The sequence below is a fragment of the Streptomyces sp. NPDC050161 genome (assembly GCF_044460025.1).
Taxonomy (GTDB): domain Bacteria; phylum Actinomycetota; class Actinomycetes; order Streptomycetales; family Streptomycetaceae; genus Streptomyces.
Map to the genome: position 1 here is coordinate 180449 of NZ_JBITJM010000002.1, position 26011 is coordinate 206459.

A 26011-nucleotide genomic window follows, 5' to 3' on the forward strand; every position below is an offset into this window, starting at 1 on the left:
GGTGCCCGGTGACCGCCGGGCACCCACCGGACGGCACCCCGGCGCGGCCGGTACCCGCACCCGCGGGCGGCGGTCGCGCCTCCTGTACCCGCACCCCATTCGTACGCGCAAGGGAGAGCTGCATGGCATCGGTTGGCTTCCTCTACCCCGGCCACTCCGCCGAGGACGACTACCCCCGGCTCGCTTCGCTGCTCGGGGGCGGCGTCCGGCTGCCGCTGGTGCACACCGACATCGGCGAGGACGCCCACCGGGTGGACGCGCTGCTGGAGATGGGCGCGGCCGGGCGGCTCGCCGCCGGGGTCGCCGAGCTGAAGGAGCGCGGCGCCGAAGCCATCGTCTGGGCCTGCACGAGCGCCAGCTTCGTCTTCGGCTGGGAAGGCGCCCACGAGCAGGTCCGCGAGCTGTCGGTGGCCGCCCAGCTGCCCGCGTCCAGCACCTCCTTCGCCTTCGCGCACGCCATCGGTGCCCTCGGCGCCCGCCGCGTCGCAATCGCCGCCACCTACCCGTCCGACGTGGCCGACCACTTCCACGCCTTCCTGAAATCCGCCGGCACGGAGGTCGTCTCGACCCGCGGCAGCGGCATCATCACCGCCGCCGAGGTCGGCACCTGGGGCCGCGACGAGGTGCTGGCACTGGCCAGGGCGGGCGACCACCCCGACGCCGACGTGGTGCTGCTGCCCGACACCGCCCTGCACACCGCCGCCCACCTGCCGGACCTCGAAGCCGAGCTGCGCAAACCGGTGCTCACCGCCAACCAGGTCACGGTCTGGGAGGGCCTGCGCCTCCTCGACCGGACGCCCGCCTGCCCGGCCCTGGGCACCCTCTTCGCCCGCAGCGCGCCGCAGGAGCCGTAACGGCTTGGGGAGCGCACACTTCCCGCCCACCGCGGGAATAAGCGGAGAACTACTCCGGTTGTCCTCCTCGCAGACCAGCGACGCGAGGAGGACCCGCCCGTGAGCGGCAGCAACGACGAGATCCGGGACACCGGCGACGAGATCCGCGGCACGGCCGGGGGCACCGCTCCCGTCCCGCTGTCCGTACTCGACCTGGTGACGGTCGGCGAGGGCAACACCGCGGCCGACGCCGTACGGACCGCCGTCGGCATCGCCCGCACGGCCGAGCGCCGCGGCTTCCACCGCTACTGGGTCGCCGAGCACCACTCCATGCCGGGTGTCGCGTCCTCGTCGCCCGCCGTGCTGCTGGCCCACATCGCCGCGCACACCGCGTCCATCCGGCTCGGCTCCGGCGGTGTCATGCTGCCCAACCACGCGCCGCTGGTCATCGCCGAGCAGTTCGGCACCCTGGAGGCGATGGCACCGGGCCGCGTCGACCTCGGCCTCGGCCGCGCCCCCGGCACCGACGGCGCCACCGCCGCGGCCCTGCGCCGCACGGAACGGCTGCACGAAGGCGCCGACGAGTTCCCGCAGCAGCTCGCGGAGTTGACCCGCTTCCTGGACGACGACTTCCCCGACGGGCATCCGTACGCCCGCATCCACGCGGTGCCGGGGCCGGTCCAGGCCACCGCGCCCGGCGGCGTGCAGTCGCCGCACCGGCCGCCGCTGTGGCTGCTCGGCTCCTCCGGCTTCAGCGCCCGCCTGGCCGGTTCGCTCGGCCTGCCGTTCGCCTTCGCGCACCACTTCTCGGCCGCCAACACCATCCCCGCGCTCGACCTCTACCGCGCCTCGTTCCGGCCGTCGGACGTGCTGTCCGAGCCGTACGCCCTGATCGGCGTCGCCGCGCTGGCCGCCGATGACGAGCGGGAGGCCGAGCGGCAGGTGATGACCGGCGCGCTGTCCATGCTCCGGCTGCGCACCGGCCGGCCAGGGCTGGTGCCGAGCCCGGAGGAAGCGGCGGCCTACCCGTTCGACGAGCGGGAGCGGGACTTCGTCGACAGCTGGCTCGGCAACGTCATCCACGGCACCCCCGACGCCGTCCGGCAGGGCCTGAACGACCTCGCGAAGCGGACCGGCGCCGACGAGCTGATGATCACCGCCAACGCCCACGGCGGCCCCGCGCGACTGCGCTCCTACGAGCTGATCGCCGACGCCTACGACCTGCCGCAGGGCTGAAAACCGTCCTTCGGGGCGGTCCGCGTGCGGGCCGCGGCGGGCGCGGGGAGGCGCCGGTCGCGACCCGTACGCGGACCGCCCCGAAAACGTACGGAGCCGCGGGCGGTCAGCCGCCGGTGCGGCCACCGGCGTCGAGGAGTGCGTCGATCCGCTCCGGCGGCACCGGCCGTGAGTAGAGCCAGCCCTGGCCGGTGTCGCAGCCGATCCGCCGCAGCCGCGCCGCCTGTTCGGCGCTCTCCACGCACTCCGCCGTGACCGTCAGGCCGAGCCGGTGCGCCAGCGCGACCAGCGCCTCCACGATCGTCTCGTCCGCCGGGTTGGGATGCTCCTGCGAGCGGAACCCGCGGACGAAGGACCCGTCGAGCTTGAGGACGGAGACGGGCAGGCGGCTGAGGTAGGCGAGGTTGGAGTAGCCGGTCCCGAAGTCGTCGATGGCGATCCGCACGCCCATGTCGCTGAGCGCCTGGAGGGCCTGCAACGGGCGCCCGGCGGAACCCATCACCGCCGACTCGGTCAGCTCCAGCTGGAGCAGTTCGGGCGGCAGCCCGGTCGCGGCGAGGATGCCGGCCACGTCCGCGACCAGATCCGAGTCCCACACCTGGCGCACCGCCACGTTGACGCTGACGAACAGCGGCCGGTCGCCGGGCCGCTCCAGCTGCCAGGCGCGGGCCTGCCGGCACGCCTGTTCCAGCACCCAGCGGCCCAGTTCGACGATCGCGCCGTTCTCCTCGGCCAGCGCGATGAACCGATTCGGCGACAGCATCCCGAACTGCGGATGCCGCCAGCGCACCAGCGCCTCGACACCCTCCGCACGGCCGTCGTCCAGGCCGACCAGTGGCTGGTACTCCAGCGTGAACTCGCCGCGGTCCACAGCAGGACGCAGGGTGCTGGAGAGCGCCTGCCGGGTCATCCGGTGGGCGTTGCGCTCCGGGTCGAACAGTGTCCAGCGGGCCTTGCCGTCCTCCTTGGCCCAGTACAGCGTGGTGTCCGCCGCCTGCATCAGCCCGGTCGCGGTCGTGCCGGCCGCGGCCCGCTCCACGACGCCGATGCTCGCCGACACCGAAAGGCGCTGCCCGGCCAGGTCGAACGGCCGCTGGAGCGCGTCCAGCGCGCACTGGGCCAGCTCGGACAGCTGGTCGGTGCCCGTCGAGTCCTCCACCAGGAGGGCGAATTCGTCCCCGCCGAGCCGGGCCACCAGATGCGCGCGGCCGTTCCCCGTGCCGCGGTCCGCCGCGTGCTCGGCGCAGAGCGTCAGCCGCTGCGCCACCGCGCTCAGCAGCCGGTCGCCCACGCGGTGCCCCAGCGTGTCGTTGACGGCCTTGAACCCGTCGAGGTCCAGGTAGCACAGGCCGATCCGGCCGGTGCCCGTCGTCGCCACCGATGCGGATTCGAGGGCCGATGACAGCCGCTCGAAGAACAGCGCGCGGTTGGGCAGCCGGGTCACCGGGTCGTGCATCTGCAGATGCCGCAGCCGGGCGAGCAGGTCGTGCCGGTCGCTGCTGTCGGCGACGGACAGTAGTATCCGCTCGCTGCCGGACAGCGGCTCGACGGTGATCTCCACCCACAGGGTGTGTCCCGAGGGGTGCTTGAGGCGGCGGGTGCAGCGCAGCCGGTCGCTGTGGCCGCTCAGCACCTCGCGGTAGGCGGCCTGCACCCGCGGGTCGGAGCCGAGGTCGGCGAGGTCGGCTGCGGTGGCCGCGACGAGCCGTCCGGGGTCGGTGCCGAGGAGTTCGCCGAAGGCGGGGTTGGCGGCGAGGATCCGCCCCTCGCGGTCGAGCACGGCCATCGGGAGACGGGCGGCGTGAAAGGCGGTGCGGTAGTCGCCGAAGGAGGCGGCCGGGCATTCGTGGGCCGGTTCGGGGACGTCGCGGGCGACGGTCGCCTCGCGGGCGGCGGCCGGCCGGTCCGCGCGTACTCCGGGTTCTTTGGTCGTGCCGTTACGCTCCGTCACGGAGGGCAGCGTCGCTCCGTGCGTGCGGCCCGTCCTGTCGGGGTGTCCGCTCACTGCTCGCTCCCGCATGGCGCATGTCTCGTGATGGAGGGGGGATCTCGCGCTGGAAAGTGTGGCGATCATAGAGGCTGCCGCAGCGGCCGATCCAGCGACACTGCCGTGATCATCGGCACGTGTGACGGAAGTTCAGCCAATTCTGCCCACGTCTGTTCGCGCGGATTGCCCCAATGGTCGATTGTTACGTTCTGTTACGTTCGGGCGGTGACGCGCTGCTCACTCCGCTGGACCTTGAAACATGACGAATGGCGTTGAATCACCACAGGGTGGGTGAGGTGTTCCCCTTCCTTCCCTGGAGGTTGATGTGCCGTCCGCCCGGACACCCGACGGGGTGGACCACCGACGACTGCGACGCCTCGCCGCCGTCGTCACCTCCCTGAGCGCACTGATAGCGACATCGATCGTGGCCGGCCCGGCCACCGCTTCCGAAGCCACCCTCTCGTGTGCCCTGGGCCGGACCGACGCCCACCACTCCGAGGGCGTCGACACCTGGAACGCCGCCTACCCGCGCCCCCACGGCACGCTCAACGCGGTGATGATCTTCCTCTCCTTCCCGGACTCCCGGCCCGTCGCCGACACACGGGAACTCTCCCGGGACTACTTCCCGGAGACCTCCCGCTTCTTCGACCGCGCCTCCTACGGCACCTTCACGCTGCGCCCGCACCTCCACAAAAAGTGGATCCGGATGCCGCACACCTCCGGCAGTTACGGCATACAGCGGGACTGGGCGGACGGCAAGCGTTCGGCCTACCTCCACGACGCGGTCGCCGCCGCCGACGCCTCCGTCGACTTCAGCCGCTACGACATGGTCTACCTGGTCGCCGACCCCGATGCGCCGGGCGTCGACTCGGACGCCACCAAGGTCGTCAACCTCGACCAGCCGATGCGGGCGGACGACGCGGACCTGCGGCGGTTCGTCACCGTCTTCGAGCAGAGCCCGCCGGACCGCAACGTCCTCGCCCACGAGACCGGGCACGTCTTCGACCTGCCGGATCTCTACCACCGGCCGCAGGACGCCAAGGGCGACTGGGACACCTACGTCGGTGACTGGGACCTCATGGGCAGCCAGTTCGGCCTGGCGCCCGACCCCTTCGGCTGGCACAAATGGAAGCTCGGCTGGCTGACCGACAACCAGATCGACTGCGCCGAGCTGACCGGGCCCGCCCTGCACACCCTGCGGCCACTGTCCGCGCCCATGGAACCGGGCGACGAGCGCAGGGCACGGCTCCTGGTGGTCCGCACCGGCCCCGGCAGCGCCCTGGTCATGGAAGCCCGCGACGCGAGCGGCAACGACAAGGCGATGTGCCGCGAGGGCCTCCTCGTCTACCGCGTACACAGCGAGACCGCGTCGGGCTCGGGGCCCGTGCAGGTGCTCGACGGGCACCCGGGCACCTCGGCCTGCCGCGGCACGTCCGTCTACCCGCCGCTCGCCGACGCGCCGCTGGGTGTGGGGGAGAGCCTGCGCGACCGCGAGGACGGGGTGCGCGTGGAGGTCGCCGGGAGATCACCGGCGGGGGACTGGACGGTCAAGGTGACCCGCGGCTGACCGGCGCCCTGCGGGTACGACGAAGGCCCCCACCGGAGTGGGGGCCTTCGCCTGTCTGTGCGCCGCCAGGGACTCGAACCCCGGACCCGCTGATTAAGAGTCAGCTGCTCTAACCAACTGAGCTAGCGGCGCCTGCTGACGGACGAAACATTAGCACCCGGACCGGGGAGGGCAAAAATCGATCCCGTACCGCGGCAGCCTCAGCGGGAGGTCAGGGCGGTGACGGGAGGTCCCGACGGCCGGTGGGCGGCGGCTTCGGCGGGCTCGGCGCCGCCCGCGTCCGGCACTCCGGTGTCCGCACGGGCGGCCCGCACGCAGGCCCAGAGCAGGATGTCGGGCCCCGGCAGCCACGGGCTGCGGACGTCGGGCGCCACCAGCCAGCGGGCGGCGGGCGGCACCGGGTCGGCCCCCCGGCCGCCGGGGTGCAGCGGCGGGATGGTCACCGCGTCGCCGCTGCCGTGACACAGCAGCGGCGGCACCGCCCGTACCCACTCCTCCCAGCCGAGGAGCGCGGGCAGCCGGTGGGCGGTGCCGGGGGCGGCGAAGAGCAGGATCCTGCCGTGGTGGGTGGCCACCGGGCCCGAGCCGGGGCCGTCGGTCCACAGGCGGTCGACCATCCGGCGCCCGAAGAGGGCCGGGGCGTTGATCACGTCGAAGGCGGTGCCGCAGGGCAGCACGCTCGGAGCGGTCGGCCGCTGCGCCCACAGCGTGTGCAGGCGGTGCGGATGCGGGCTGGCGGAGGCGAGCCAGTCGGCTCCGGCGAGCGTGACGTAGGAGGCGGTCGGGAAAGGCGGGGATACCGGGATACAGGAGGGTTCGGGCAGCCGGTCGCTCATGGGGACAGGTCTACCGAGCCGCGGGGGACCGGCACCGGAGGTTGGCGGAAAACGGGACACTACGGGTCGGTAAGGAGTATGTTCCCTCCCCGCATATGCCAACGGCCCATGGTCATCAAGGACCACGGGCCATCGGTACGGGCAAAACGGGCGCGGACGCGGGCGGCCCGAGCCGGGCGGCCCGCTGCCGGTCAGTCCCCGCCGTCGGGACGCGAGCCGCCGTCCCGCATCAGCGTCCGGCCGAACTCGACCATCTTGCGGGCATAGTCCTCGGTCCACTCCGCGCGTTCGGCGAGCGCCGAGAGCGGCAGCCGGTCGAAGCGCTTGGGGTCGGCGAGCTGGGCGGCGGCCATCGCCTGGAACTCCGTCGCGCGGTCGGCCGCGGCGCGGAAGGCCAGGGCCAGCTCCGTGGAGCGGCCGAGCAGCTCCCGGGGATCCTCCATCGACTCCAGATCGAAGAAGTGCTCGGGATCCGCCACCGCCTCGGGCGGTTCGAAGAGCAGGGGCGCGGGCTTCAGGCGCCGAGGGGCGGGTGCCGTACCGCGTGGGTCGGGAGCCGGTCGCGGCTCGGACATGAACGTACCTCCAGGGTCGAGTGCCGCATTCCATTGTCCCGCGCCGCGCAAGAGGGCCCCGTGACATGGCCCGCGCAGGCAGCCGCGGCCGGACCCGCCGGGTCAGCCGCGCCAGGGCACCCGGTGCTCCGCGAGATGCGAGAGCACGGCGTGATGGGCCTCCCAGCCGTCCGGGAACTTGACCGTGACACCCAGCCGCACCGGCTCCGTCGACGGGTGCTCGTCGAGCAGCTCGGCGACACCAGCCCGGCAGACCACGATGCAGGCGTGACGGTGCCGGGAGGCGAGCACGCACAGCCGGCCGGTCTCCAGGTGGAAAGCGGTGGCGTCGGGCCGGCCCGAGAGCGGGTGCAGTACGACCGTGACGTCGAACTCGCGGCCCTGGAGGCGGTTGGCGGTGTCCACCGCGACGCCGGTCACACCCAGGCCGGCGAGTGCGGTACGGACCGCCGCAGCCTGGTCGCGGTGGGCGGTGCCGACCGCGATCCGGTCCGCGGTGAGCGGCTCGGGATCAGGACCGCGCTCGCTGGTGGCCGCGCCGCCGCGGTCCAGCAGCCGGCGCACCACCAGCGCCACCGCGCCGACGGCCTCCGGATCCGTGCGCGGGGTGTGCCGGGCGGGCAGCTCCAGCAGGCCCCAGCCGGACTCGGCCGCCTCGTCCAGGACACGGTCCACGCCGGAGCCGTCACCCGGAACGCCGAACGCGAGCCGGCGATCGCCGTGCTCCGTACCGCTGCGGAAGCGGGTGAACGGGTAGAACGCGTCGGAGACCAGCCGGGCGGCCGACGCGGGCAGCCGCCAGGAGACCGGCAGGCGGTGCTGCGGCAGATCCGGGTTGTGCGCCAGCAGGGTGGACACCGCGCTCGACGACGGGTCGTAGGAAAGCCCCGCCCACTGCTCGGCGCCGACCACGCTGAACGGGTCCAGCTGGCCGGGGTCGCCGACGAACAGCGCCCGCTCGAAGAGGCCGGCGACCGACAGCAGCGCGTCGGAGCGCATTTGGTACGCCTCGTCGACGATGGCGTGCCGCCACGGCTCGTCGGCCTTCGTGTAGGCCCACTTCGCGGCGGTGGACACCACGACGTCCATCCCCGCCAGGTCGGCGATCTTCGTGGACGTACGGACCTCGGGCAGCTCGGCGAGCGCCGGGTCGAAGGAACCGGCCTCACTGCTGTGCAGTCGGCCGACGGGCAGCGCGGGATCCTTCTCGGCGAGCCGCAGCACCAGATCGTCGACCTGCGCGTTGGTCTGCGCGACGACCATCAACGGGCGCCCGGCGGCGGCGAGTTCGCGGGCCGCGCGCACCACGAGGGTGGACTTCCCGGCCCCCGGAGGGGAGTCCACGACCACGCCGGGCCGCGCGCTGTGCAGGGTGTCCTGAAGGATCTCGGCGGTCGCCCGCGCCGCTGCCGCCGCCGGGTCGAACGGCTCCGCGCCGCCCGCCCGCCGGGGCTGCTCCGTGTCGTGGTGCGGGGCGCAGGTCACAGGAAGTCCTCCGCTGTCGTCGGGTCCGGCGCGTCACCGGACGGCCCGGTGGCGGGCGGGCCGCCGTGTGTCCAGGGGGTGTCATCGGGGTCGGGAAGCTCCGGGCCGCCGCGTGGAGCGTGCTCGAACAGGGTCCAGCACACGGTGTCGCCCGGCTCGGGCACCGAACCGGGCTCCGGTACCTTGCCGCGTCCCATGCCGCCGGTGAGACGCACCGTCAGGCTGCCCGATGCCGGGTCGTCGTACGCCACGAACACGGCGGTGCCGGTCTTCCCGCCGGCCGACGGGCGGTGGAGCTTCGTCCCTTCGGAGAGCTGCGGCCGGTCGTCCGTGCGCAGGGTCACCAGGGGGCGGGGCATCGGCCGTGCGCCATCGGAGTAGGCCATCTCGACGTTGGTGACCGTGCCGGCGAACGCCTCGCCCGCCAGGCGGCGGGCCGCCATCACCAGGGGGTCGTCCAGGGCTTCCTGGGCGTCGAGCTGGACCTGCGCGGCCTCCCGGGACGACAGCTTCCTGGCCGCGGTGACCGCGTCGTCCCGCTTGGGCTGCGGGGGCTCGCCCGCGCGCACCCGGTCGCGGTGCGCGGTGTACGACCAGCGGTCGCGCTTCCAGCGGTCGGCGACCCGGGTGCCGGGCGGCAGGGCGCGCAGCAGGTCGATGCCCTGCCAGACGGCGTCCCACGTCGGCCGGAGCTGCCCTTCGACGAGGCGGCGCAGCTCATCGCCGGCGCCGGGCAGCGCGGCGTCGTAGCGGGCCATGGCCGGGGCGAGCAGGCGGTTGTCGAACGCCGGGTCCGTGGCGGGGCCCGCGGGCGGGCACCGCAGCTGCCCTTCGGCGTCCCGCGCGGACTCGGCCCGCTCGGCGGCCGTCCGGCCCGATACGCCGGGGGGCGGGTCGATCCAGGACAGCAGGGCGCCCAGGTGCTGGTCCTCCAGCGCGCTCTGGCCGGTGGCCCAGTGGCGGGTCAGCAGGTCCGTCATGGAGAGCAACAGGCAGGCGCCCGGCACCTGGGCGCGCTCGCCGAAATGGGTGAACCAGCGTCCCAGCAGCGGCACATGGGGCGGCGCGGGGTGCGGTGTCTCCGGATCCTGCTCGGCCGTCCGCCGGAACCGCATCGACCGTCCCATCAGCCGGACGAAGTCGATGCCCGCCCCGCTCGGGACGATCAACTGCGGTGCGTCCGCGCACAGTTCGACCTGCACCGTGACCTTTTTGCCGGTCTCCGGGTCGGTCTCCTTGCGCTCCTCCCACTCGATGCCGTCGGCGAAGCCGTCCACGTACGGCAGGACGGCCTCGGCCAGCTCGGCCAGGAAGGCGAAGCGCAGATCGCGGTCGCGCGGCTGCGGCACGGCCAGCAGCAGCGGGTTCTCCCGGTCCGTGCCGACCAGGGCGCCCAGGGGTGCGCCGGCCTCGCCCGACGTGGTCAACGGCACGAAGACCAGCGGGTTGTGGGACAGATGGCGGTGCCGGACGGTGGTCAGCGGGCGGGCCTCGCCGGCCGCCGCCGCCTCCATCCGGGCCAGCGTCTCGATCAGTGGCATCCCGGCTCCTGTCGTCCCTGCGCCGCACCGGCGCCGTCGGCGTCGCGCACCCGGTCCGCCGCCGGTCCGTCGGCCACGGGGGCGGCGGCCAGCGCCTCGGCGCGCAGTGCCGCCGCCCGGCGCAGGGCGTCCGCCGCGGGGTCTTCGGTGGCGTCGCCGGGGGAAGCTCCGCACGGGGCGGCTGCGGTGAGCACCTCGCCGATCGTGTGCAGCGTGCCCAACTCGCCGCGCACGCTGCGCCCCAGCGACTCCACCGCGCCGTCGTCGCGGGAGCGCTTGCGGCAATGGAAGGCCAGCTCGCAGGCGGCCAGGCACTCCGGTGCGTAGCTGGCGCCGACCGCTTCTACGGCGGCGGCGAGTTCGCCGGCGGGGCGGGTCGCGGTCGTACCGTCGTCGGCGAGCCGCAGGTCGAAGGTGGTGCGCGGGGGCAGCTCCGCGGCGATCTCCTCGATGCGGGTGAGCCTGGCCAGTTGCCGCCGGGTGGTGGCCAGTTGCTTGCGGATGTCGACGGCGGCGGCCGTCGGGAGGTTGGAGAAGTCCTTGGGGCACACCAGCAGGACGCGGTCGCGGACCTCGGCAGGGCGCCCGGTCCTGGCCGTGACGTGCCCGGCGACCTTCTCCAGGGCGAGGACGTAGACGGCCGCCTGGCGGGCCGCGGCGCCCACCTTGGCGGCGTCCGCCACGCCGTCGATCATCGGGAAGGACTTGATCTCCACGACCGTCCAGCCGCCGTCCGGATGCACCACCACCGCGTCCGGCTCCACGTAGGCGGGCGATCCGGCGACCTCGACGGCGAGCATCGGGTGGTCGAGCAGCGTCCAGCCGCCTTCCTCGGTGGCCTCCCGCAGCGCCAGCGCCGTACGGGCCGCGCGGCCCTCGGGTCCGGCCGCCGACAGGTCGGGGACGGCGACCTCGCCGTCCTCGGGGGCCGGGGTGCCGGGCCGCAGCCGGTCGTGCAGCAGCCGCAGCAGGTCGGCGCCGCCGTCGGCCTTGACCCGCGCCTCGAAGCTGTTGCCCCGGGCGAGGGCGAACCGGGACTGGCCGTAGCTCGCGGGCGAGCCGAGCGCCTGGGCGAGCGCGGTCTTGTCGACGCCGGCGCCGTCCAGCAGCGCGCGGCGCCGGCAGCCGGGGTTGGACGCCAGCGCGGCCAGCGCGCGGGCATCCAGCGCACGCGGCCGTACACCGGGTCCGCGCAGCTCAGTGAGCCGCTGCCGCAGGCTCGGATTCGGCGCCTGCTGCTCCGTCGGCGGAGCGGCTGCCGCGGGTCGGCTGTCGCGGGAAACGTTCACCTGCGGAAGTCTCGCATCCGGCACTGACAACGCCGCCCGGCACCCGCCCGCGCAGGGCGTCCGCGCGCCGCAGGAAGGGCCGGGCGAGCAGCGCGCCCACACCCATGACGGCGATCCCGGCCAGCACGTCGAGCAGGTAGTGGTTGGCGGTGCCCATCACCACCAGGGCGATGGCCACCGGGTAGGCGACGGCCAGGGTCCTCGCCACCCGGGACGGCGCCAGCCGCCACACGGCGGCCCCGCACCACAGTGCCCACCCCACATGGAGGCTCGGCATCGCCGCGTACTGGTTGGTGAGCCCGCCCAGGCCGCGCGGCGCACTCGCCTCGCCGCCCCACCAGCCGTAACCGGCGTACTGGGCCATGGAATCCGTGAACCCGTGCCCGGCGTCCAGGAGGCGGGGCGGGGCGGTCGGGAAGAGCGTGAATCCGGCGAGCCCTATGAGGGTGGCGATCAGCAGGCCGCTGCGCAGGGTCCGGTAGTCGTCCGGGCGGCGGCGCCACAGCCAGACGAGTACCGCGGGGGTGACCAGGTAGTGCAGCGCCGCGTAGGCGAACGCCGCCGGTACGCCCAGGGCCGGGGTCGTGGTGAACAGCCGGTTGAGCGCGGGCTCCGGGGTGAGGCGCAGCGCACGCTCGGCGCGGAGCAGGGCGGTGCCGTTGCCGGTGGCGGTGTGCACGTCACCGCGGGCCAGCAGCCGGCCGGCCGTGTACGCCAGGTAGACGGCGGCGAGCAACGGGAGTTCGGTCCACCACCGGGGCCGGCCGCCGCCCGCCGCCGTGCGGCGCGCTGCGCTGAGCATCGAGAACCTTCTTCACTCGTGGGGCGTGCGGCGCCCCCGCGCCATGCCGCCGGCGATCCCGGCGACCGTCCACCATACGCTGTATGGCGGGGTTCTCCCGACCGGGCCCCGTGCCGCCCCCGCGCCCGGCCGCGGACCGGGCCGGGCACCGTACGAGCAGGTCAGCGGGCCCGCCCCGGACACCGGTGCGACGGCAGGTGCGCGATGATGGAAGTCCCGCGGGCCGCGCAGGCCCAGCGCAGCGTCTGCGCCGCCCGCACCGAGCGACGAACAGCCGAGACATCGGCGAGAGGTACGGCCCATGGCAGCGCGCATACTCCTGGCCAGGCACGGACAGACGGAGTGGTCCCTTTCCGGCAAGCACACCGGCCGTACGGACATTCCGCTCCTGGACGAGGGCCGCCGCGGCGCCAAACTGCTGGGCGAGCGGCTGCACCACACCCCGTGGAACGGCCTGCCGGACGTCGAGGTGCGCACCAGCCCGCTGATCCGCGCCAAGGAGACCTGCGAGCTGGCCGGCTTCGGCGACCGCGCGCAGGACTGGGACGACCTGATGGAGGTCGACTACGGCGCCTACGAGGGTCTGACCCCGGCCGAGATCAAGCGGGACCGGCCGGGCTGGCTGATCTGGCGCGACGGCGTCCCCGATGGCGAGACGCTCGCCGAGGTCGCCGCGCGGGCCGACCGGGTCGTGGAGTGGGCGCGTTCGGCCGACCGCGATGTGCTGGTCTTCGCGCACGGCCACATCCTGCGCTCCCTGGGAGCCCGCTGGCTGGGCATGGACCTCTCCTTCGGCGCCCGCATCCGCCTGGAGCCGACCTCGCTCTCGGTGCTCGGCTGGGCCTATGGCGAGCCGGCCATCGAGCGCTGGAACGACACCGGGCACCTCGGCTGACCCGGGCGGGCATCCCGTAGGGGAGGGCCGGGGCGGCCCGCCCTCCTCGGCCCCACGGGCCCGGCCCGTCAGGCTCCGTTCCCCCACGCCACGGGCAGCGCCGCGTACCGGTCGAGGAAGGCGGCGACCTCGGGGGCCCCGCGGCGCGGGCGCAGGATGCGGGCCGTGCCGTCGAGCATCGCGCGGATCCGTGCGGACCTGACCTGCCCCAGCAGGTGCAGCGCCCGTGTCCCCGCCGCCGCTGCCTCATCGGGCGCGCCGCCCGCCGCCAGGTCGCCCGCCAACTCCGCGGTGAACAGGGCGATGTTGCGGGTGAAGTGGGGATCCTGGAGCGCCACCGCCCGGCGCGCGTGCTCGGCCGCGCGCCCCCCTTCGCCCAGCGCCGACCAGCACTGCGCCTCCAGGCCCTCCAGTTCGGCCTCGCCGAAGAAGGACATCCACTCCGGATCCGGGTCCGCGGGGCCGCGCCCGAAGAGCCGCTGGGCGCGCAGCAGCGCCTGCTCGCAGCCGGAGCGGTCGGCAAGCAGCGCGCAGCCGCCGGCCTCGCGCAGCGCCAGCAGCGACAGCAGCCGGGGCGAGGCGAGCCGCCTGGCGGCCTGCTGGGCGGCCTGCGCGGCGCGTACCGCCTCGCGCGGGCGCCCGGCGTCCCTGGCGAGGAAGGCGGTGTTGCAGAACGCGTGCGCCTCAAGACCGCGGTCGCCGCAGATCCTGGCGGTGGCCAGCGCCTCGGCGTAGTACGAGCGGGCTTCGTCGAACCGGCCCGAGTCGTGCGCCAACCAGCCGACGGAGATCGCCAGTTCGCCGGTGCCCGCGTGCAGCCTGTCGGTCACCGAACGGCGCTGCGCTCCGGCGTCCAGCAGGGCGTAGGCGGCCTGGAGCGGCGCCGCCGCCCGGTGGTGCAGGCCCTCCGCGCCGTGCCGGTCGTCGAGCAGCCGGATCTGCCGGACCGCTTCCTCGACGGCGGCGGCCTCGGCGGCGCCTGCCCGGCCGCCGGACGGTGGCCTCGGCGCGGGCACGGCGGCGGCGCGGGGCGGCTGGGCGGCGATGCCCAGAGCGGCGGTCGGGCCGCCGGTGATGAACGCGCGACGCAGCACGTCGCTCTCCTCGCAACTCTGGATACGGGTATCGCGGTGGTCGGATTCGGTTGCCGGGGGCGCGGCGCCCGCCGCCGTACGCGCCCTCCGTCCGCGTACCGTCTCGCGTGGCGCGAAGCCCATGTCGGACAGCGCCAGGCCGGGGAACATGTGCCGGAACACCCGCTCGTAGGCGTAGTTCGGGCAGCGGATCGCGCCGGACTCGACGCGGCCCACGTACCGGGCGTCGCACGAGACCTGCTCACCGATGTCACGGGCGGCCCGCCGGACCGCCGCCGCGAACTCGCCGGGTGACAGCTCGCCGCGCAGCTGTCTGAAGGCGGTGTTCGGACGGTCGGGAACAGTGCGGGACGACGCTGAATTCGCTGCTGGCGACGCCATGGCGGACCCTCTCCGTGCCCTTTTCGTGGCGGTGCCGCTACCTGGCGGCGCGGCGGGACGACCGTACCGGCTGTGACGGTCCGGGTACAGAGAGTTTGGCTACAAATCGGATATCTCACGCAGGATCCGCCATGAAGTGCCATCCTTTGCAGCGGTCCGCCGCCGTAGCCGTTGACGGGCCGCGCCGTTGAACACGGGGTAACGGTGCGGCGTGTGCATGAGGAGGGGTTCCCGTGTGGGATACCGGCGTGAGCAGGGGCGGCAGCGGGTTCGCGGAGCCGGGTGCGCCGCCACAGCCCGCGCAGCCCTGCGACCTCGTCACGGTGCCCGCACGGCAGGGTCTGGAGGCGGTCGACATCCTGCGGCTGCGCGACGGCGTGGGGCCCGTCCTGCACGACGGCGGCTGCGACACCCTCGGCTTCCTGGTGCCCCCGGGGACGGCCGACGGCTGGGACGTACCGGGCAGCGCGTGTACCCAGACGTACGGGTGCGGGATCGAGCCGGGCGCCGCGTACGGAAGCGGGGAGCCGCTGCCGGAACCGCCGGTGACCGGGACCGGCTGGCTGGTGCCGCCGGGCGGCGCGTACGGCACCGCCACCGACCCGGCGGTGCTGCGCAAGGCGCTCGGCGAGGCGGCCCGCACGATCGAGGCCGTCGACCGCTGCCGCTGAGGCGCGCGCCGAGCAGGTGAGGGGCCGCCCGGACAGCCGGGCGGCCCCTCGCGTTTCCGTGGGGTGACGGGGTGTCAGTGCGTGGGCTGCTGCGCCTCGTCGGCCGACGGGTGCGCGGCGGCGACCGCGCGGGGCGGTGCGACCGGGCGGGGGAGGGCGGGGGCGGCGACCGGACGGCCGTCCAGGCGGCGGCGGACGCCGCGCACCAGCCGGCCTGCGGTGAAGGCCGCGCCGTACACGAAGCGCATCGCGGGGCCGAACGACGGGGCGGTCAGCAGTCCCGCGAAGAACAGCCCAGGCCACGACGATTCGAAGCCGCCGGTCAGTTCGGGTGCTCGTCCCGCGCCCACCGTCCGCAGCGCGTCGCGCACCCGCGGGTCGAGCAGCCGCAGCCGCCGCAGGTCGGGCGCGAAGCCGGTGGCGGCCACCACGTGCTCGGTCTCCACGACCGCCGACCTGCCGTCCGCGCCCGCCAGTTCGAGCCTCACGGTGTCGTCCCCGGCGACCGCGGCCCGGACGCGGTGCCCGAACAGGACCGGCACGGCCGTCTCGAAGCGGTCCCGCAGCCACCAGGCGCCGGCCGGGCCCAGCGCGGTGGCCGCGAGGTGCACCCGGGACGCGGCGGGCAGCCGGCGTACCGCCCACGGCAGTTCGGCCCAGGCCCAGTTCGACCAGCCGGTGCCCAGCCCGCCGTGCGGAGCGCGCAGCGTGCGCAGCGGTCCGCGGCGCAGCGGCTGCGGCGGGCCGTCCCACCTGAGCCGGCCGGTACGGGCCACCACCCGGGCCCGCGCGCCCTGTTCGGCCAGCAGCGCCGCGGTCTCCAGGGCCGACTGCCCGGAGCCGATGACGGTGACGTCCCGGCCGGCGAAGCCCGACAGGTCGTGGTGGTCGCTGCTGTGCGAGGCGAGCGCGGCGGGCAGTTGGTGCAGCGGCTCGGGGCGGTGGGCGAACGGCAGCCCGCCGACCGCCAGGGCGACGGCGCGGGTCCGCAGGCTCTCGCCGCCGCCCGTCTCCACCCGGAACCCGCCGAAGTCGGGCCGTACCGCGGTCACCGTCACCTCGTCGACCGGCGGCGCCGCGTGCTCGCCGAACCACCTGCCGTACGCGGCGAAGGCGCCGACCGGCAGCGGGACGCCGTGCCGCACGGTGAGGTCGTGGGCCGCGCAGTAGGCGGCCAGGGTGTGCTCGCCCGCCGGGTCGGACAGGTTGGACGACCAGGGCTCGGACTTGAGGAACATGCCGGCCGGCATGTGGTCCCGCCAGGAGGCCATCGGGCGGCCCAGCACCCGCAGGTTCAGGCCGGAGGCCGCCGCGTGCGCGGCGATCGAGAGTCCGTAGGGGCCGGCGCCCACCACCACGAGGTCGTACATGGCTTGTCCCTGCGCTTTCTTGTCGGGTGCGTTTCCGTGTCCGTGCGTCGTGTGCTCACCCGGACCGGGATTTCGCGGGAGTCGGCGGAATTCGCAATTCCCGGCACGGTGCGGCGAGTTCGGCCGGTTCCGTGAATCGCTCGGGCGGTAATTCCGGCATCGGATATTCCCGCCGGGCCCGGGGAGCGGGACGCACCCGGTGCCCCGGGACGGAAAGGAACCGGGCCGGGCGGGAGTGACGGTGCGGACGCCGCGGTGGCGAACGGTGGCATGAACGGAGTCCTTCACTCGATGAGCCGTGGGCGGAATACGTGAGGGCCTGTCGGAATGCGTCCGGGTGGTGGCCTGCGGCCGGATGCCGAGGGCTGCTCCGATTTCCCGTTGCCCTGCCGGACGGCGGGGGCGACAGCCGCGGCCCGATTGTCCGTGCCGCACGATTTCCGTCTCCGGCTGCTCTCCGTCAAAACAAGAGAGCACTCTGGCAGACCGTATGCGGAAAAGGGTGGTTGCCGCGCCGGGATGCCGGTACGGATTCGGCCCGGAGTAACAGCGGACTTCGGCGCGTTAAACGGCGGTGTCTTCCAGAAGGACGAACGTTTCTCCCGGAAGGAGGAAAGCCAGCATCTCGAAAACACCCCGCTCGTTGTGACCGATGCCCCATTCGTCAATCGAAAGGAGAATGATGATGAAGCGGATCGCCAAGTCCGCCGCGGTGGCTGCGGCCGGCTGCGCACTGGTGCTGGGAGGCGCCGGAATCGCCTCCGCCAGCGGTGGTGACGGCCATGGTGGCGCCAGTGCCGTCGGAGCGGCTTCGAAGTCGCCCGGTGTGATCAGCGGGAACGTGATCCAGGTGCCGGTGCACGTGCCGATCAACGTCTGCGGCAACAGCATCAACGTGATCGGCCTGCTGAACCCGGCGTTCGGGAACACCTGCGCCAACAAGTGAACCCGGTGCCGGCCCGGCCGGCAGTACGGACCCACGCGACGGCGGGCCGTCCCTGACCTCGGTCACGGGCGGTCCGCCGCTTCCTGCCGGCCGGCCGCCGCCCCTCCGCTGACCAGCGGATACGGGCCGGCGGCCGACCGCCATACTGGGGGCATGGCGAAGAGCAGACGCGGACGCGGCAGCGGGGAATCCGTGGTGGAGACGGTGGCGGGCGGCGTCGCCGAGCTGCGGCCCGACCGGGACAGGCCGCGCGCCAGGACCCTGCTGATCGACGGCGCACCGCAGTCGTACGTCGACCTCGACGACCCGGCGTACCTGGACTTCTCCTACCAGCGGCGCCTCGGCCACGTCGCCGACCTCGCGGCGCCGCCCGGCAGGCCCCTCCAGGCCGTCCACCTCGGCGGCGGCGCCCTGACCCTGGCGCGGTACGTCGCGGCGACCCGGCCGCGCTCCACCCAGCAGGTCGTCGAGATCGACACTCCGCTCGTCCAACTGGTGCGCCGTGAGCTGCCGTTGGAGAGCGGCTGGCGGATCCGGGTGCGCGGCGGTGACGCCCGCGAAGGGCTGGCGAAGGTCCCGGACGGCTGGGCTGACCTGATCATCGCCGACGTCTTCGGCGGCGCCCGCACCCCCGCCCATCTGACCAGCACCGAGTTCGTCGCCGATGTACGGCGGGCGCTGCGCCCCGACGGCTGCTACGCCGCGAACATCGCCGACGGGCCGCCGCTGCGGTTCCTGCGCGGCCAGATCGCCACCGTCCGTACGGCCTTCCCCGAACTGTGCCTGACCGCCGACCCCGCGGTGCTGCGCGGCAAGCGGTTCGGCAATGCCGTGCTCGTCGCCGCGGACCGGCCGCTGCCGGTCGCCGAGCTGACCCGCCGGGCCGCGAGCGACCCGCAGACCGGGCGCGTCGAACACGGCAGGGCGCTGCTGGACTTCACCGGCGGCGCCGCGCCGGTCACCGACGCCACCGCGGTGGCCTCGCCCGCGCCGCCGCCCGAGGTCTTCGACTGACCCGCAGGCCGTACCCGAGGCCGTCCCCGCAGGCCGTACCGCAGCGCCGCGTCAGCCCATCTCCTCGCTGCTCTGGACCATCGGCGGATGGTCGTTCCAGGTGCAGAAGACCGACGTGTGGCCGGGCCCGGTGAAGTCGACCCGGATCCAGCTGTCCTGTTTCCACACCTGCATCTCCCAGCCCGGGTTCGGCGTCGCCGACACCAACTGCGCCGATTCGGCGCGCAGATCGAAGACGACCCGGCCGCCCGCCGTCGACCAGCTCTTGACCTGCTGCCCGCCGGACGCGGAGCCGGCCGGCGGGCCGGGATCGCGGCGGGGGGACGCGTCTCCGGTACGGGAGGGCGCGGCGGACGCCGTCGGGGCGCCGGACGGCGACGCGCGGGGACCGGCGGACGGTGACGGCTTGGGGCGGTGGGTGGAGGAGACCCGGGGCGCGGCGCTGCCGTCGGGTGCGGACGGGACGGCGGCGGACAGCGGCAGCGCGCGCGGCGGGTCGTACGCCGTGCCGGACATGACCGTGTGCACCCCGTACCACGACAGCGTGACCGCGGCGCCGGTCGCCAGCGTCCAGGCCGCGGCGTGCATCAGTCCTCGTCGCATCCCGCTCATACTGCACCACCCGCCGGACCGGACACAGCCCGCGGGCAACGGCTTCCCGGCGCCTGCGCGGTGCCGGTTGCGGGCGAGAGGAGTCGCCCGTATGGCGTACGGTGCCGCCCATGGCAAGTGTGCTCGTCGTCGAGGACGACCAGTTCGTCCGCTCGGCTCTCATTCGGCATCTGACCGAGGCGTCCCACACGGTACGGAGCGTCGGCACCGCCCTGGAGGCGCTGCGCGAGGTGGCGCACATCGGGTTCGACGTGGTCATCCTCGATCTCGGGCTGCCCGATCTGGACGGCGCCGAGGCCCTGAAGATGCTGCGCGGCGTCACGGACGTACCGGTGATCATCGCGACCGCCAGGGATGACGAGGCCGAGATCGTGCGGCTGCTCAACGACGGTGCCGACGACTACCTGACCAAGCCGTTCTCCGTGGAGCACCTCTCGGCCAGGATGGCGGCGGTGCTGCGCCGCGCACGGAGCGGCGCGGCGGGCGCCGACGCGCCGTCCGGGGTGGTCAGGGTCGGCGGGCTGACGGTGGATCCGCTGCGCCGCAGGGCCGCGCTGGACGGCGTCGCGCTCGATCTGACCCGGCGGGAGTTCGACCTGCTGGCCTTCCTCGCGGGCCGGCCAGGCGTCGTCGTCCCCCGCAGGGAACTGCTCGCCGAGGTCTGGCAGCAGTCCTACGGCGACGACCAGACCATCGACGTCCATCTGTCCTGGCTGCGGCGGAAGTTGGGGGAGACGGCGGCGAGCCCCCGGTATCTGCACACGCTGCGCGGGGTGGGTGTGAAGCTGGAGCCGCCCCGGTGAGATGGGCGCTCGTGAAGGTGGCGCTGGCGGTCACCGTCATGGTCGTGGTGGCCTTCGCCGTCCCGCTCGGCCTGGTCGTCAAGGAGATGGCGGGCGACCGCGCGTACTCCAACGCCGAACGGCAGGCCGCCACCATCGGCCCGGTGCTCGCCATCACCACCGACCGCACCCAGCTCGAACGCGCCGTCGCCAGCGCCGAGACCGGCCCAGGCGGCCGGATCGGCGTCCACGTCCCCGCGGGCGGCAAGGGCGCGCGGGCCGCCGAGATCGGTTCCTGCCGTGCCGCGCCGCGGGACGTGGCGTCCGTGATCGATATCGGCCGCGCCTCCATCGCCCCCGTACGGGGCGGCTCCGTGCTGCTCCAGCCCACAGCCGTCGCCACCGGGATCGCCGTCGTCGAGGTCTACGTGCCGCACGCCGCGCTCACCAACGGCGTCACCACGTCCTGGCTGGTGCTGGCCGGGGTCGGGCTCGCGCTGATCGCCGGGTCGGTCGCGGTCGCCGACCGTCTCGGCACCCGCATGGTCCGCCCCGCCGAGCGGCTGGCGGGCGCCGCGCACGACCTCGGGACCGGCAGCCTCGGCGTCCGCGTCCCCGAGGAGGGCCCCAAGGAGCTGCGGTCCGCGGCCGTCGCCTTCAACTCCATGGCCGACCAGGTCGTCCAACTGCTCTCCAACGAACGCGAGTTGGCCGCCGACCTGTCGCACCGGCTGCGTACGCCGCTCACCGTGCTGCGACTGAACGCGGCCTCGCTCGGCGAAGGGCCCGCCGCCGACCAGACCAGGGCCGCCGTCGAACAGCTGGAGCGCGAGGTCGACCAGATCATCCGCACCGCGCGCGAGCAGAAGGCCCAGACCCGTCAGGCGGCGGCAGCGGCGGGCTGCGACGCGGCGGAGGTCATCCGCGAGCGGATGGACTTCTGGTCGGCGCTCGCCGAGGACGAGGGCCGCACGGTCCGGGTGGCGGGCATCCACCGCCCGGTACGCCTGCCCGTCGCCCGCCCCGACCTGGCCGCCGCCCTCGACGCGATGCTCGGCAACGTCTTCCGGCACACCCCCGAGGGCACCGCGTTCGCCGTCGACGTGCACCACGCGGGCACGGCGGGCAACGCGGTGATCGTGCTGGTCTCGGACGCGGGGCCCGGTATCGACGACCCGGCCGCCGCGCTGCGCCGCGGCCACGGGGGCGGCGGCGACGGCTCCACCGGACTCGGCCTCGACATCGTGCGCCGGCTGGCCGAATCGACCGGCGGTGACGTCCGCATCGGCCGCTCCGTACTCGGCGGCACCGAGGTACGGGTGTGGCTCGCCCTGGACGGCAGGGGGCCGCGCGGCGCAGCCAGGCGCGGCAGCGGCCACCGGCTGCGGCGCCCCCTGTGCAGCCGCGGGAAACGGGCCGCCCGGCGGGCGTGAGGGCAGGCCGGACGGGTGGTCAGGGCCGGTCCGCGAGCGGGCCGCGGGCGCCGTGCGAGCCGGGTTCTTAACCGGCCCCTTCCCCTCCCTTAAGCGGTCCATAAATCCGCCAACCACCGCACAGAACCAGGCATTTGTCCGTTTCCTGATCGCTAGCGTGCGGGAACGCATCCCCGTCCCCCCCCCACGACGACAGGCAGGCACGCCATGAGTTCCCCGGTCCACCGCCGGCGCATGAGCCGCACCACCAAGCTGATCTCGACCGCCGCCGCTGTCACGGTCGCCGCGGGCGGCGCGTTCGCCGTCGCGGGCACGGCGACGGCGGGCAACGCCCCGCAGGCCACCGGCGCCCCGAAGGCCGCCGCCTTCGCCCCGTACGTCGACACCTCGCTCAGCCCCGCCTACGACCTCGCCGACACCGCGCAGCAGACCGGCGTCAAGCACTTCACCCTCGCGTTCGTCACCTCGGGCGGCGGCTGCGACCCCAAGTGGGGCGGCGGCGGTGCGCTGGACGACAACCCGGTGGCCCGGCAGATCCCCGACCTGCGGGCGGCAGGCGGCGACGTCCGGGTCTCCTTCGGCGGCGCCAACGGCTCGGAACTGGGCCTGGCCTGCGAATCGGCCGACGCGCTCGCCGCCGCGTACGGCAAGGTCATCGACCAGTTCGAGCTGACCGCCGTCGACTTCGACATCGAGGGCGGCGCGCTCCCGAACACCGAGGCCAACACCCGCCGCGCCCAGGCCATCGCCCAGCTCCAGAAGAGCCACCCCGGCCTGGACGTGTCCTTCACGCTGCCGGTGATGCCCGAGGGCCTGACCCAGGACGGCGTGAACCTCGTCGCCGACGCCAAGAAGAACGGCGTCAAGGTCTCCACCGTCAACGTCATGGCGATGGACTACGGCGCCTCCTACGACGGCGACATGGGCACCTACGCCACCCAGGCCGCCACCGCCACCCAGGCGCAGCTGAAGAAGGCGCTCGGTCTTGACGACGCGGCAGCCTGGAAGGCCGCCGCGGTGACGCCGATGATCGGGGTCAACGACGTCCAGAGCGAGACCTTCACGGTGGACGACGCGGCCGAACTGGTGGCGTTCGCCAAGGAGAAGCACCTGGGCGCCCTGTCCATGTGGTCATCCACCCGCGACAAGGCGTGCGAGGGCGGCGCCCAGAACTCCGCGCAGCCCACCTGCAGTTCCATCGAGCAGGGCCCGCTGGACTTCACCAAGGCGTTCGGCAAGTACACCGGCTGAACCGCAGGGCCGGCGGGTCCGGGGTGCCCCGGACCCGTCAGCCCTTGACCGCGCCCTGCATGATGCCGCCGACGATCTGCCGGCCGAAGAGCAGGAAGGCGAGCAGCAGCGGGAGCGTGCCGAGCAGCGCGCCCGCCATGATCACCGACTGGTCGGGGATGTAGCCGCGGCCCAGACCGGTCAGCGCGACCTGCACCGTCGGGTTCTCCTGGGTGAGCGCGATGATCGGCCAGAAGAAGTCGTTCCACGCCTGGACGAAGGTGAGCATGCCCAGCACCGCCATCGCCGGGCGGGCGGCCGGGAAGACGACGTGCCACACCACCCGCAGGCTGCTCGCCCCGTCCATCCTGGCCGCCTCGACCAGCTCCGTCGGCAGCGCCTGAAGCAGGTACTGCCGCATGAAGAACACCCCGAAGGCGCTGACCAGCGTCGGCAGCACCACCGCCTGGAGGTGGTTGGTCCACTCCAGCTGGGCGATGGTCATGAACAGCGGGACGACACCGAGCTGCGGCGGGATCATCATCGTGCCGATGACCAGCAGCATCAGCAGGTTCTTCAGCCGGAAGCGCAGCTTGGCGAAGGCGAACCCGGCGAGCGTGGAGAAGATCACCGTGCCCAGCGCGATGGTGCCCGCCACCACCGTCGTATTGGCCAGCGCAAGACCCATGTTGGCGTCGGACCAGGCCGTGCCGAGGTTCTTCAGCAGATGGGAGCCGAACCAGAAGGGCGGCGGCGTCTGCGCCAGCCGCCCGTTGTCCCGCGAGGCCGCGATCGCCGTCCACACCAGCGGGAAGAGCGAGCCGACGGTGAACAGCACCAGCACGGCGAGGGCCACGGGGCCGCCGCGCAGCGTGCGGCCCGCCCCGCCGCGCCTCCCACGCCCGCCCGCCTCGGCCCTGTGCGATGCCCTCACTCCGCCTCCTGGTCGCTCGGAATCCGGCCGTCCGCCCGGCAGTTCACCGGTCCGCACGCAGCCGCCGGCCGACCAGGGCAGCGATCCCCGCGATCACCAGCAGGATCAGGAACATCGCCCACGCGACGGCGGAGGCCCGGCCGAGATGGAAGTTGAACCAGCCCTGCTCGTAGAGGTACAGCCCCAGCGTCTGGAACTGGTGCGCGGCGCCGCCCTTCTGGCCCGCCGCACCGCCGAACAGCAGCGGCTCGCCGAACAGCTGGGTCGCGCCGATCGTCGAGACGACCACCGTGAACAGCAGCGTCGGCCGCAGTGAAGGCACCGTGACGTGCCGGAACTGCCGCCACGGTGACGCGCCGTCCAGCGCCGCCGACTCGTACAGGTCCTTCGGGATGGCCTGCATCGCCGCCAGGTAGATCAGCGCGTTGTAGCCCGTCCAGCGCCAGATGACGATCGAGGAGACCGCGAGTTGCGAGGACCAGGTGCCGCTCTGCCAGTCGACGGGCGCGATCCCGGCCGCGCCCAGCACCCAGTTGATCATTCCGTAGTCGCGTCCGAAGAGCAGCACGAAGACCAGGGAGGCCGCGGCGACGGACGTGGCGTACGGGGTCAGCAGCGCCACCCTGAAGAACGACGCGCCGCGCATCCGCTGATGGAGGAGGTGCGCGAGGCCCAGCGCCATCAGCAGCTGCGGCACCGTCGACAGCACCCCGAGGGTGAAGGTGTTGCGCAGCGCGTTCCAGAAGAGGTCGTCGTCGAGCAGCCGTACGTAGTTGTGCAGCCCGGCCCACTGCATGTCGCCGGGCGCCGACAGCTCCACCCGGTGCAGCGAGGCCCACCCCGTATACAGGAGCGGGAACAGGCCGAACGCGGCGAAGAAGAGGAAGAACGGCGCGATGAAGACGTACGGGCTGTAGCGCACGTCCCAGCGGTAGCGGCGGCTGCGCCGGGCGCGGCGGCGGGCTCCCCTGTCGTCCGCCGCCTGCGCCGCCGCGGCCTGCGCCGCGCCCGTCACCCGTCCCCCCGGCCCGGTGCGGCGCCGCTCACCCGTCCACCGCGCTCTGGATGTCCTCGACCGCCGCCTGCCAGCCCGCCTGCGGCGACTTGCCCTGCTGCTCGACCTGGAGCACACCGACGTCCGTGAACGCCTGGGTGATCTGCTGGTCCTTGGGCCCGATCCGCAGCGTCGGGATGCCCTTGGCGGCGGCGGAGAAGATCTCGCCGGTCGGCGCGTCACCGAAGTACGGGTTGCGGGCGTCCTTCACGGCGGGCAGTCGGTAGGCGGCGGGTGTGCTGGGGATGCTGGCCTGCTCGGCGAAGACCTTCGCCTGCTGCTCGGGCCGGGTCAGCCAGACCGCCAGCTCGACCGCTTCGGCCTTGTGCCGGGCGGCCCGGGGTACGGCGATGAAGGAGCCGCCCCAGTTGCCGGGCCGCGGCGCGGGAGCCACATCCCACTTGTCCTCGCCCGACGCCCCGGACTTCTCCTTGATGTAGCCGAGCATCCAGGGCGCACAGGCCACCGTCGCGAACCTGCCGTTGGCGAACGCCTGGTCCCAGGGTTTCTCGAACTGCTTGAGCCGCGCGGTCAGCCCGCCTTCGGCCGCCTTGACGGACAGTCCCCACGCGTCCTTCACCGCCGGGCTGTGCTGGTAGATCAGCTTCCCCTTGGCGTCGTAGAAACGGTCGGTGTAGCCGTTGACGACCGCGTTGAACAGCCCGGATGCCGAGTCCATGAAGACCGTCCCCTTGGGGGCCTTCTTCCGGTACGCGGTGCCGGTGGCCACGTACTTCTGCCAGTCGCCCGCCCACAGCTTGCCGACCTCGTCGCGCCGGGTGGGCAGTCCTGCCTTGCGGAACAGGTCCTTGCGGTAGCACAGCGCGGTCGGCCCGATGTCCGTACCGAGCCCGACCGTCCGGCCGTCCGGGGCGGTGGCCTGCGCCCACTTCCAGTCCAGCCAGCGCTTCTTGTCGACACCAGGGGCCCCGGACAGGTCCTCGAACTTGTCGGCCTGGGTGGTGACCACCTCGTTGATGTTGTTGACCTCGACGGCCTGGATGTCCGACAGGCCGCTGCCGGCCGCGAGGTGGGTGAGCAGCTGCGGGTAGTAGATGTCGTTGCGCTCGATCACGTTTTCCTTGATCGTGACATCCGGGTGCAGCTTCTCGTACTCCTTGTAGAGACCGGCCTGTTGATAGCCGAAGACGCCGAAGGTGCCGACGCTGATGACGGTTTTGCCCCCGGCGGCGTCGGCGCCGTCGTCGGCGCAGCCGGCGAGCAGCGCGGCACCGAGAGCGGTGACCGCGGTGAGGATCACTACCGTGCGGGACGTACGGGAACCGCCGTGCATCTGCGTCCTCCTGGTGCCCTGACGACGTACCGGTGCGTACGAGAGATGTAGGGATCCCGTTCCGGGAGCGCTTCCAGCTGTGATGAGGTGAAGAGTCACCTCAACCCCCGGTGGTGTCAAGGGAGTACGCACCAACTCACGCCACACCTC

At 73.7% G+C, this 26011-nt stretch carries 22 protein-coding genes, 1 tRNA gene and 1 pseudogene; 10 read left to right on the forward strand and 14 right to left on the reverse strand.

What is annotated here, in order from left to right; translation table 11 throughout:
• Window positions 1-122: 122 nt before the first annotated feature.
• Together ACIBK8_RS04065 and ACIBK8_RS04070 are read left to right on the forward strand one after the other, a co-directional pair.
• Window positions 123-854, forward strand: a complete 732-nt coding sequence (locus tag ACIBK8_RS04065) for a decarboxylase (RefSeq protein ID WP_399039952.1) — start codon at window positions 123-125, stop codon at window positions 852-854.
• A gap of 99 nt (window positions 855-953) precedes the next feature.
• Window positions 954-2069: an LLM class flavin-dependent oxidoreductase gene (locus ACIBK8_RS04070; RefSeq protein WP_399039954.1), complete on the forward strand. Its 1116-nt coding sequence runs from the start codon at window positions 954-956 to the stop codon at window positions 2067-2069.
• A gap of 106 nt (window positions 2070-2175) precedes the next feature.
• On the opposite strand, the gene ACIBK8_RS04075 is transcribed toward ACIBK8_RS04070, so the two are convergent.
• A complete protein-coding gene (locus ACIBK8_RS04075; RefSeq protein WP_399039956.1) occupies window positions 2176-4089 on the reverse strand; it encodes a putative bifunctional diguanylate cyclase/phosphodiesterase in 1914 nt (637 codons plus the stop codon).
• Between the two features lie 292 nt (window positions 4090-4381).
• Here ACIBK8_RS04075 and ACIBK8_RS04080 point away from each other — a divergent pair, with 292 nt between their 5' ends.
• Window positions 4382-5623, forward strand: coding sequence for a M6 family metalloprotease domain-containing protein (locus tag ACIBK8_RS04080; protein WP_399039957.1), 1242 nt, complete (start codon window positions 4382-4384; stop codon window positions 5621-5623).
• A gap of 58 nt (window positions 5624-5681) precedes the next feature.
• On the opposite strand, the gene ACIBK8_RS04085 is transcribed toward ACIBK8_RS04080, so the two are convergent.
• The 7 genes from ACIBK8_RS04085 to ACIBK8_RS04115 all read right to left on the reverse strand — a co-directional run bounded on the left by ACIBK8_RS04085 (window position 5682) and on the right by ACIBK8_RS04115 (window position 12151).
• A tRNA-Lys gene (locus ACIBK8_RS04085) sits at window positions 5682-5755 on the reverse strand.
• 68 nt (window positions 5756-5823) lie between these two features.
• Window positions 5824-6459 (reverse strand): bifunctional DNA primase/polymerase, encoded by a 636-nt coding sequence (locus tag ACIBK8_RS04090; RefSeq protein ID WP_399039958.1) that lies wholly within the window; start codon window positions 6457-6459, stop codon window positions 5824-5826.
• 191 nt (window positions 6460-6650) lie between these two features.
• Window positions 6651-7034, reverse strand: coding sequence for a hypothetical protein (locus ACIBK8_RS04095; RefSeq protein ID WP_393685625.1), 384 nt, complete (start codon window positions 7032-7034; stop codon window positions 6651-6653).
• Between the two features lie 102 nt (window positions 7035-7136).
• Complete coding sequence (locus ACIBK8_RS04100) at window positions 7137-8519, reverse strand: AAA domain-containing protein (protein ID WP_399039959.1); 1383 nt, start codon at window positions 8517-8519, stop codon at window positions 7137-7139.
• Window positions 8516-10060, reverse strand: a complete 1545-nt coding sequence (locus ACIBK8_RS04105; protein WP_399039960.1) for a hypothetical protein — start codon at window positions 10058-10060, stop codon at window positions 8516-8518. The genes ACIBK8_RS04100 and ACIBK8_RS04105 overlap by 4 nt, the downstream gene beginning before the upstream one ends.
• Window positions 10051-11349, reverse strand: coding sequence for a hypothetical protein (locus ACIBK8_RS04110; RefSeq protein ID WP_399039961.1), 1299 nt, complete (start codon window positions 11347-11349; stop codon window positions 10051-10053). Before ACIBK8_RS04110 ends, ACIBK8_RS04105 begins: the two co-directional genes overlap by 10 nt.
• Entirely contained in the window at window positions 11258-12151 is an 894-nt protein-coding gene (locus ACIBK8_RS04115) for a phosphatase PAP2 family protein (protein ID WP_399039962.1), read from the reverse strand. The genes ACIBK8_RS04110 and ACIBK8_RS04115 overlap by 92 nt, the downstream gene beginning before the upstream one ends.
• A gap of 301 nt (window positions 12152-12452) precedes the next feature.
• Between ACIBK8_RS04115 and ACIBK8_RS04120 the strand changes: the two genes are divergently transcribed.
• Window positions 12453-13046 carry a histidine phosphatase family protein gene (locus ACIBK8_RS04120; protein ID WP_393685616.1) on the forward strand — a complete coding sequence of 198 codons (594 nt, stop codon included), beginning with the start codon at window positions 12453-12455 and terminating at the stop codon, window positions 13044-13046.
• A 68-nt stretch (window positions 13047-13114) separates the two neighbouring features.
• Here the strand turns inward: ACIBK8_RS04120 and ACIBK8_RS04125 are convergent, their stop codons facing one another.
• Complete coding sequence (locus tag ACIBK8_RS04125; RefSeq protein ID WP_399039963.1) at window positions 13115-14521, reverse strand: tetratricopeptide repeat protein; 1407 nt, start codon at window positions 14519-14521, stop codon at window positions 13115-13117.
• A 233-nt stretch (window positions 14522-14754) separates the two neighbouring features.
• Between ACIBK8_RS04125 and ACIBK8_RS04130 the strand changes: the two genes are divergently transcribed.
• Window positions 14755-15192, forward strand: a complete 438-nt coding sequence (locus ACIBK8_RS04130) for a hypothetical protein (protein WP_393685613.1) — start codon at window positions 14755-14757, stop codon at window positions 15190-15192.
• A gap of 74 nt (window positions 15193-15266) precedes the next feature.
• On the opposite strand, the gene ACIBK8_RS04135 is transcribed toward ACIBK8_RS04130, so the two are convergent.
• A complete protein-coding gene (locus tag ACIBK8_RS04135; protein ID WP_399039964.1) occupies window positions 15267-16562 on the reverse strand; it encodes an NAD(P)-binding domain-containing protein in 1296 nt (431 codons plus the stop codon).
• 685 nt (window positions 16563-17247) lie between these two features.
• On the opposite strand from ACIBK8_RS04135, the gene ACIBK8_RS04140 reads away from it, so the two are divergent.
• Complete coding sequence (locus ACIBK8_RS04140; RefSeq protein WP_393685610.1) at window positions 17248-17508, forward strand: chaplin; 261 nt, start codon at window positions 17248-17250, stop codon at window positions 17506-17508.
• 153 nt (window positions 17509-17661) lie between these two features.
• Complete coding sequence (locus tag ACIBK8_RS04145; protein ID WP_399039965.1) at window positions 17662-18522, forward strand: spermidine synthase; 861 nt, start codon at window positions 17662-17664, stop codon at window positions 18520-18522.
• A 51-nt stretch (window positions 18523-18573) separates the two neighbouring features.
• On the opposite strand, the gene ACIBK8_RS04150 is transcribed toward ACIBK8_RS04145, so the two are convergent.
• Complete coding sequence (locus ACIBK8_RS04150) at window positions 18574-19125, reverse strand: hypothetical protein (RefSeq protein WP_399039966.1); 552 nt, start codon at window positions 19123-19125, stop codon at window positions 18574-18576.
• Between the two features lie 119 nt (window positions 19126-19244).
• On the opposite strand from ACIBK8_RS04150, the gene ACIBK8_RS04155 reads away from it, so the two are divergent.
• The 3 genes and pseudogenes from ACIBK8_RS04155 to ACIBK8_RS04165 form a co-directional block, all read left to right on the forward strand.
• Complete coding sequence (locus tag ACIBK8_RS04155) at window positions 19245-19937, forward strand: response regulator transcription factor (protein ID WP_399039967.1); 693 nt, start codon at window positions 19245-19247, stop codon at window positions 19935-19937.
• Window positions 19934-21349, forward strand: coding sequence for a sensor histidine kinase (locus tag ACIBK8_RS04160; protein WP_399039968.1), 1416 nt, complete (start codon window positions 19934-19936; stop codon window positions 21347-21349). The genes ACIBK8_RS04155 and ACIBK8_RS04160 overlap by 4 nt, the downstream gene beginning before the upstream one ends.
• A gap of 360 nt (window positions 21350-21709) precedes the next feature.
• A pseudogene (locus ACIBK8_RS04165) lies at window positions 21710-22600 on the forward strand (chitinase); the annotation flags it as partial.
• Window positions 22601-22637: 37 nt separating this feature from the next.
• Here ACIBK8_RS04165 and ACIBK8_RS04170 read toward each other — a convergent pair.
• From ACIBK8_RS04170 to ACIBK8_RS04180, 3 genes are read right to left on the reverse strand one after another with little or no spacing between them, the layout of a single operon-like run.
• Complete coding sequence (locus ACIBK8_RS04170; RefSeq protein ID WP_399039969.1) at window positions 22638-23513, reverse strand: carbohydrate ABC transporter permease; 876 nt, start codon at window positions 23511-23513, stop codon at window positions 22638-22640.
• 43 nt (window positions 23514-23556) lie between these two features.
• Entirely contained in the window at window positions 23557-24528 is a 972-nt protein-coding gene (locus ACIBK8_RS04175; protein WP_399039970.1) for a carbohydrate ABC transporter permease, read from the reverse strand.
• 28 nt (window positions 24529-24556) lie between these two features.
• Complete coding sequence (locus ACIBK8_RS04180) at window positions 24557-25861, reverse strand: extracellular solute-binding protein (RefSeq protein ID WP_399039971.1); 1305 nt, start codon at window positions 25859-25861, stop codon at window positions 24557-24559.
• Window positions 25862-26011: the final 150 nt, after the last annotated feature.

Bases quoted from the DNA above. Each gene is read 5' to 3' on its own strand.
- ACIBK8_RS04095 (WP_393685625.1), bottom strand. From the start codon at position 7,034: ATGTCCGAGCCGCGACCGGCTCCCGACCCACGCGGTACGGCACCCGCC.
- ACIBK8_RS04065 (WP_399039952.1), top strand. From the start codon at position 123: ATGGCATCGGTTGGCTTCCTCTACCCCGGCCACTCCGCCGAGGACGAC.
- ACIBK8_RS04115 (WP_399039962.1), bottom strand. From the start codon at position 12,151: ATGCTCAGCGCAGCGCGCCGCACGGCGGCGGGCGGCGGCCGGCCCCGG.
- ACIBK8_RS04105 (WP_399039960.1), bottom strand. From the start codon at position 10,060: ATGCCACTGATCGAGACGCTGGCCCGGATGGAGGCGGCGGCGGCCGGC.
- ACIBK8_RS04145 (WP_399039965.1), top strand. From the start codon at position 17,662: ATGGCGAAGAGCAGACGCGGACGCGGCAGCGGGGAATCCGTGGTGGAG.
- ACIBK8_RS04135 (WP_399039964.1), bottom strand. From the start codon at position 16,562: ATGTACGACCTCGTGGTGGTGGGCGCCGGCCCCTACGGACTCTCGATC.
- ACIBK8_RS04155 (WP_399039967.1), top strand. From the start codon at position 19,245: ATGGCAAGTGTGCTCGTCGTCGAGGACGACCAGTTCGTCCGCTCGGCT.
- ACIBK8_RS04075 (WP_399039956.1), bottom strand. From the start codon at position 4,089: ATGCGGGAGCGAGCAGTGAGCGGACACCCCGACAGGACGGGCCGCACG.
- ACIBK8_RS04090 (WP_399039958.1), bottom strand. From the start codon at position 6,459: ATGAGCGACCGGCTGCCCGAACCCTCCTGTATCCCGGTATCCCCGCCT.
- ACIBK8_RS04125 (WP_399039963.1), bottom strand. From the start codon at position 14,521: ATGGCGTCGCCAGCAGCGAATTCAGCGTCGTCCCGCACTGTTCCCGAC.
- ACIBK8_RS04140 (WP_393685610.1), top strand. From the start codon at position 17,248: ATGAAGCGGATCGCCAAGTCCGCCGCGGTGGCTGCGGCCGGCTGCGCA.
- ACIBK8_RS04150 (WP_399039966.1), bottom strand. From the start codon at position 19,125: ATGCGACGAGGACTGATGCACGCCGCGGCCTGGACGCTGGCGACCGGC.
- ACIBK8_RS04120 (WP_393685616.1), top strand. From the start codon at position 12,453: ATGGCAGCGCGCATACTCCTGGCCAGGCACGGACAGACGGAGTGGTCC.
- ACIBK8_RS04180 (WP_399039971.1), bottom strand. From the start codon at position 25,861: ATGCACGGCGGTTCCCGTACGTCCCGCACGGTAGTGATCCTCACCGCG.